The 6380-nt window shown below is 46.9% G+C and carries 5 protein-coding genes; 2 read left to right on the top strand and 3 right to left on the bottom strand.

Translation table 11 applies throughout. The annotated features are described in order from the left end of the window. Window positions 1-257: 257 nt before the first annotated feature. The 3 genes from MiSe_RS52440 to MiSe_RS47040 all read right to left on the bottom strand — a co-directional run bounded on the left by MiSe_RS52440 (window position 258) and on the right by MiSe_RS47040 (window position 3616). Window positions 258-2183 carry an ABC transporter ATP-binding protein gene (locus MiSe_RS52440; RefSeq protein ID WP_307731677.1) on the bottom strand — a complete coding sequence of 642 codons (1926 nt, stop codon included), beginning with the start codon at window positions 2181-2183 and terminating at the stop codon, window positions 258-260. A 145-nt stretch (window positions 2184-2328) separates the two neighbouring features. Beyond that, a complete protein-coding gene (locus tag MiSe_RS47045) occupies window positions 2329-2694 on the bottom strand; it encodes a hypothetical protein (protein ID WP_226593967.1) in 366 nt (121 codons plus the stop codon). Between the two features lie 346 nt (window positions 2695-3040). Then, window positions 3041-3616 (bottom strand): hypothetical protein, encoded by a 576-nt coding sequence (locus MiSe_RS47040; protein ID WP_226593966.1) that lies wholly within the window; start codon window positions 3614-3616, stop codon window positions 3041-3043. Between the two features lie 56 nt (window positions 3617-3672). Between MiSe_RS47040 and MiSe_RS47035 the strand changes: the two genes are divergently transcribed. Both MiSe_RS47035 and MiSe_RS47030 read left to right on the top strand, forming a co-directional pair. Further along, entirely contained in the window at window positions 3673-3831 is a 159-nt protein-coding gene (locus MiSe_RS47035; RefSeq protein ID WP_226593964.1) for a hypothetical protein, read from the top strand. Continuing rightward, the gene (locus MiSe_RS47030) at window positions 3821-6202 is read left to right on the top strand and encodes a dynamin family protein (protein WP_226593962.1); all 2382 of its coding nucleotides are present in this window, start codon (window positions 3821-3823) and stop codon (window positions 6200-6202) included. The genes MiSe_RS47035 and MiSe_RS47030 overlap by 11 nt, the downstream gene beginning before the upstream one ends. Window positions 6203-6380: the final 178 nt, after the last annotated feature.

Here is a 6380-nt window from a genome sequence, read left to right as displayed (position 1 = left end):
GCCCAGGGGGCACGGCGTAGAATAAATTTTGGTTTATACCAAAGGTTGGAAAATGCCGTGTCAATACAACTTGTATAAATGCCCAGGGGGCACGGCGTAGAATAAATTTTGGTTTATACCAAAGGTTTTAAAATGCCGTGTCAATACAACTTGCATAAATGCCCAGGGGGCACGGCGTAGAATAAATTTTGGTTTATACCAAAGGTTGGAAAATGCCGTGTCAATACTTGACAATTACCGATTACCCTGATATTTAATTACCTAAATTGACGTTCCCGAATTCGCTCTAAAGTTCCGGTAGGAATCGAAGCTATTAACTGGCGCGTATAGTCTTTGCTTGGTTCGCGGTAAATCATTTCGGCGGGGCCAATTTCTTCGATTTGACCCCGGTTCATTACCATGATGCGATCGCTCATAAATTTCACCACGTTTAAGTCGTGGGAAATAAAGATATAAGTCAGTCCAAATTCTGCTTGCAATTCTTTTAACAAATTCAAGACTTGCGCCTGCACCGAAACATCCAGCGCCGAAACCGACTCATCGCAAATAATAAACTTAGGATTGAGCGCCAAAGCACGCGCGATGCAGGCACGCTGGCGCTGTCCGCCAGAAAATTCGTGGGGATAGCGGTGCATCCAGTTAGGATTTAAACCTACCCGTTCTAACAAATATGCGACGCGCTCGCGATGTTGGCGGCGGCTTTTATTAGCAGCGTGAATTAACAAAGGTTCCATCACCGCTTCCCCAATTTTCATCCGCGGATCGAGGGAACTAAACGGATTTTGAAACACAATTTGCACATCCCGCCGCAATTGCTGGAGTCTTCTTCCCGTTAAATTAGTAATATCTTGCCCTTCAAAGACAATCTGACCGCTCATCGGTTCGATTAATCGAATTAAAGTGCGAGCGAGGGTACTTTTTCCGCAACCCGATTCTCCCACCAACCCCAATGTTTCTCCCGGAAAAACATCAAACGAAACCTTATTTACTGCCATAAAATAACGTTTCGTTTCGCCAAACATGCCTTGTTCTGGAAAACCTACCTTTAACTCGCGCACCGATAAAAGTGCCTCTTCCCCTGGGAACATATTCCCCGACGCAGAGATATCTCCCCTGCTCCTCTGCTCCTCTGCTCCTCTGTTCCTAGAGTCCCCCGCCGTCGCGCTTTTTTCCCGGATTTCTATTTCGCCGTTTTCACTTGTCACGACTTCCATAAAATCAGCCACCGTGGGTAAATATTTCAACTGCTGATTGAGTCGGGGACGACAAGCTAACAATCCCTTGGTATAGGGATGGCGAGGGTTAGAAAAAATCTGCCAAACTAAACCAGACTCGACGATTTTTCCTTGATACATTACCGCCACCGAGTCGGCTATTTCCGCAATTACACCTAGATCGTGGGTAATAAATATCATCGACATCCCCCGTTTACTGCACAACTCCCGCAACAGTTCGAGGATTGTCGCTTGCACGGTTACGTCTAAAGCGGTGGTAGGTTCGTCGGCAATTAACAGCGTCGGGTTGCAGGAAATTGCCATGGCAATCATGACGCGCTGAATTTGACCGCCGGAAAGTTGGTGGGGATAGCGGTCGAGGATTGCCAGTTTTTTCTGGATGATGTGCTGGGATATTTCCCCTTCTGTGGGTTCTGATTGGCTTTTAGGTAATTGTTGTCTAAATTCCAGATAATTTTGGCGTAATGCCTCGTCAGAAGGAAGCAGTTTGACTTCTTGGAGCAGAGCGATCGCAATTCGCCGCGCCTCTGTTTGCGAAACGTTCTGATGCTGGCGAATTGCTTCCACCAACTGAAACCCAATTGTATAAACCGGGTTGAGGGAACTCATCGGTTCCTGGAAGATCATCGCAATCTTACCGCCCCGATATTGTTGCATGTTAGACCTTGGCAACCGCAGCAAATTGATCGGAGGTGCTGTGGGGCGAACTTCTTCTCCTTGATCCACAAATGCCTGAAACCAAATTTCGCCGCTAACTTGGCTGGGTGGGGGGATTAAACCCATCACCGCGAGACTGGTGACGGATTTCCCAGACCCCGACTCGCCGACAATTCCCAGAGTTTGCCCCCGCTTGACTTCAAACGAGATACCGTCAACGGCTTTAATCGGTTTTTCAGCGGTAGGAAATTGGACTCGCAGGTTTTGGACGGCAAGGACGGTGTCGGTCATGGAAGTTGTTGACTCAGGTAACTGGATTTTAACCAATCAATCCGAGATTCAGCGTGTAGATCGGGAATTTTTTGATCTGATTCCTGATGAAGGCTCCCTTGTTTTTGACAAGAATGCCCGTACCTTTACTTTAGGTCGGGGAGTATCAAATCTGAGCAGGTTGCAGAATCTGGTCAATCGGTTTCCCACGATGGAGTTCGACCCAGTTAGCCTCAACGGGTTGATAGGAGCAGTAACATACCACGATCCGCTGGTTGGTATCGAAGGATGAGAACTGGTCAATCTGATTGACTACCCAATCTCCATCTCGTCCGTGGGTGACCCCGTTACCAGGGTCTTGTAGGTTGGCATATTCCCGCAGGCGATCGCCCACTTGGGGCAATTTTCCCGAAAAATCCCACTCTGTTGCCAGAATGTCAGTTAGACCACCAGATGGTAGCAACTTTCGTTCCTCCCAACCATGTGCTGAAAGCGATTCAGCTTTAAAAACTATCCACGTTTCGTTCATCATTAGCGTCCTCAAAACGTTTATCTTCAAAAGAAGTTTGTTTCCCATAGAACACGCAATCGACTTTGAGGATGGGATCGCGTGTTAGCTCAATCCGCTTGACTCTCCAGTTCTACTTACGCCCCATCTCCCAGCACTTATCCGGGTCAGTGGCGCTGTGTATGTTTTCCTCTTGGTTGTCTTGATTAGTCATTGATTAGAAGCTAGTTTATACACTTGCTAGCTTTCTCCACTGTTCTAGTAACCCAAAGAGTTTACAGCCAGTTGCACTCGGATGAGGTAAACAAGGGAAATGATGGAGACAAGAGGTAATTCTTCCCCATCTTCCCCATCTTCCTCATCCCCTTAACTACCGCCCACCGGGAAGCGGGGTATTGCTTCCAGGTTGGACGACGCGAGTATTTGCAGGCAAGTTGGCGGCATCGGAAACTTTCTCTAATACGGTCGCGTTGGCACCAAAAGCGATAGGTCTCGGGCGTCCGGCGTTGATTCCTTGCAGTTGCAAGCGCAGCTTCCGATCGGGGGTTAATTCAAAAATTGTTGGAGCGGAGCGGTTACCTTCGGCTATGATATCCAACTGCATCGGTCGAGATGCCGCATTAATTCGGTATCTCAGATCTAACGCCTGAGCCTGTCCAGAGGAGGCTGGGAGGATGATGAACATTTTGCCATCTCCGCCAAAAACCAACCTCAGCGGCGGCGCACCAGGTCTTGTAGGTGCTTGCCACAGTCCTACCAATTGCTTAGCAACGTCCGCTTGTGCCACTCGTTGCGCTTGTGCAACAGAGGGTGGATTGGCTGGCTTTTGTGCAGCGCCTGCCATTTGGATGCCGATTAGGGCTAACAGCAAGGCAGATGCAGTTAACTTGAGCGGGACTGGTATTGCCCCTGAAAGGTGACGAAAATTAAAAGCAGGGTTTTGCATAGGTCAAGCCTGAAAATCTATCCGATCTCCCAGTGTCTTTTTTGTTGAGTTTATCGATGAAAGCGACTGTTTCCAACATAGACAAAGCGATCGCATTCCTAGTTCCCGTGCTAGATTTTGGCACGGCTTGTGCAACCATTGAAGTTGCGGCACAATCTCGAAGATATCATTTTGTTAACGATCCTGCTGGAAGTGAGGAGTTAAATGGACGGTGAAGCCCAAAAGCTAAATATGCCAGAGTTGCAACAACAAGTTGGCGATTTGCTAAGGCAAGCCAGCAGTTTGATGGATCGCGCTAATACCGCGCTGAGTTTTGATGAAACTGGCAGCAAATACGCGGAATTTCACCAGGAAGTCACCCAAGCAGCCATTAATGTCGAAGATTTAGAACTGCGGATGGCAATTGTCGCGCCAATGAAGGCGGGGAAATCGACAATTATCAACGGCATCATCGGTCAAGATATCCTACCTTCGCGCAATGCTGCTATGACCACAATTCCCACGGAAATTATTTTCGAGGCGCAGCGGACTGAGCCGCTATTAATATTGAGCGATCAAATTCGGGAATTGTTTCGCCAGACGTTGCTGTCGTTGCAGGAAAAAATGCGCGATTTTGGGCTGGAGTCCGTGGAAGAAAAAATTGCCGCCCAATATCCCCATTTAGCGAAATTACCCGCGAAAATTCAAGCCCTGGCGAAAGTGTCTATTTCTGAAGAGGTGGCGGGGTGCAAGCGCATCAACAATACTTTGACTGCTTTAAACGATATTATTCGCCTGTGTAGCGTTCTCGAACCGATGGCAGATCCGTTGCGATCGCTTACCGATGTTCCTCGCATCTACACTCCCTTTTGGAAAGCACAAACCTCGGCGTCAACCAATTTATTGGGAAAGTTGGTAATAGTCGATACACCGGGGCCAAACGAAGCCGGGGAAAATCTCGCCTTGGGTAACGTCGTTGCCGAACAATTGCGGGCGGCTTCAGCAGTATTAATTGTCCTGAATTTTACCAGTTTAAATACCAAAGCCGAAGCCGAAGTTAAAGAAGATGTCAAAAGGGTAATCGAGTTACGGGGACAAGAAAATTTATACGTGCTGGTGAATAAAGTTGACCAGCGCAAACATGGGGACATGACGCCGGAACAAGTGCGGCAATTTGTGGCGGCGGAATTTGGCATTGGGGATGCGGGAACAAGCGATCGCGTGTTTGAAATATCCGCCAGGTGGGCATTTTCAGCAACGAGCTTTTTAGTCGAATCGCAGCAGCAAAAGGATGTAAAATTACAGCAAATGCAAAGTGCGCGCTCGCTGGCTCAAGATTTATTCCCCCTCGATTGGGAAGAAGAACTTGAGGAAATGACAGAAGAAGAATTAAAGCGCAAAGCCGAAAAGCTGTGGAAGAAATCGGGTTTTGCACCCTTTTTGTCGAAAGCGATCGCATCTTTAATGGCAGAAGCTGCACCCAGATCTTTGCTATCTTCCCTCAGACTTTCCCGCAGTCGTTTGGTAGAACTTCGGGAAGACGTTCAACTCCGCAGTCGCGCGATTAATCAAGATGGGGAAAAACTCCTGCTAGAAGTTGAAGCATTGGAAGGAGATTTGCATAGTATCGAAGAATGTCGCGATCGCTTGCAGGAAATCGAGCAAATCAAAACCAATCTTTATCACGAACTCAACAAGATTCTGGAAGAAGTGAAAAAAGAAGCCAAAGTCAGCGTTGAAACTTATTTCACCGATTCAGAAGATCAGCGCGCGGATTTGCTCAAAAAAGGCAGCATCAAAGCCAACCAATTTTTAAATTGGGTTTCTAATAAATTCAAATCGCCCTTAGATTTGAAACGCCAAGCTACCCTCGAATTCGATACCCTGAGTGAAGCCGAAGAATTCGCCGATTTAGCCGTCGCTTACGCCAAAAAAAGAGCCGATGTTTTACTAGAAGGAATCCGAGAAAATACCCGCCAAAAAATCGATACAGCCCGTCAAGGCATGATAGAATTCTTGGATGAGCAAACCAAGCCCATTGTAGAACGAGCGCGGGAAAGATTGAACGAAAATTTCAACCTGACGTTATCTTTACCCACACCCCGATTAGAATTTGAAGAAATAGACTTTACCAAACCCCGCGTTTTAAGGCATACCAGAGCGGTAGACCAAGGATACGACGAAGTAGTCAGAACAAAAAGATCGTTTTCCCATTTTTTATGGCTAGTGCCGTTTGAAGTCAAAGAACAAATCAGACGCCCGAATCGCCGGGAGAATTTCTACACCGTATCCTTGCACGGAATTGTGTATGAGGTGAACAAGTCAATCGAACAAAACATCAATAATCTCAAACAAGATATTAACCAATATTTGGATGAAGACTTCCAGCAGCGAATCGATGTTTTCTTTAACGATCTCGATCGGTATCTTACCAACTATCGCAATAGTTTGAGACAAGCACAAGCCGACCAAAAATTATCAATAGAAGCGAAAGAGAAGTTGAAACAAGCTCTCAATTCCCTGATTCCACAAGTCAACGAACAAATTGCTCAAGCCAATTCTTATCTGGAACATACAGAAGAATTGATGGCTAAGTTGAGCGGTTAGAGAAACCGGGTTTTTTAGCCCACACCCTTAAGGGTGTGGCTACACAAACGAAGCCCTAGCAGAGAGGGGCTAAAATTATTAAAGGCTGCGTAGGCAGCCTTTGAATGCAATAGCGACACCCTTAAGTTTTTTAGCCCACATGCTAAAGCATGGGGCTACACAAACAGAGCCCTAGCAG

It is taken from the genome of Microseira wollei NIES-4236 (genome assembly GCF_020521235.1).
Classification (GTDB): domain Bacteria; phylum Cyanobacteriota; class Cyanobacteriia; order Cyanobacteriales; family Aerosakkonemataceae; genus Microseira; species Microseira wollei.
Note: the sequence above shows the minus strand (reverse complement) of the source record. Positions and strands in the feature narration are given on the sequence as shown.

Bases quoted from the DNA above. Each gene is read 5' to 3' on its own strand.
- MiSe_RS52440 (WP_307731677.1), bottom strand. From the start codon at position 2,183: ATGACCGACACCGTCCTTGCCGTCCAAAACCTGCGAGTCCAATTTCCT.
- MiSe_RS47045 (WP_226593967.1), bottom strand. From the start codon at position 2,694: ATGATGAACGAAACGTGGATAGTTTTTAAAGCTGAATCGCTTTCAGCA.
- MiSe_RS47040 (WP_226593966.1), bottom strand. From the start codon at position 3,616: ATGCAAAACCCTGCTTTTAATTTTCGTCACCTTTCAGGGGCAATACCA.
- MiSe_RS47035 (WP_226593964.1), top strand. From the start codon at position 3,673: ATGAAAGCGACTGTTTCCAACATAGACAAAGCGATCGCATTCCTAGTT.
- MiSe_RS47030 (WP_226593962.1), top strand. From the start codon at position 3,821: ATGGACGGTGAAGCCCAAAAGCTAAATATGCCAGAGTTGCAACAACAA.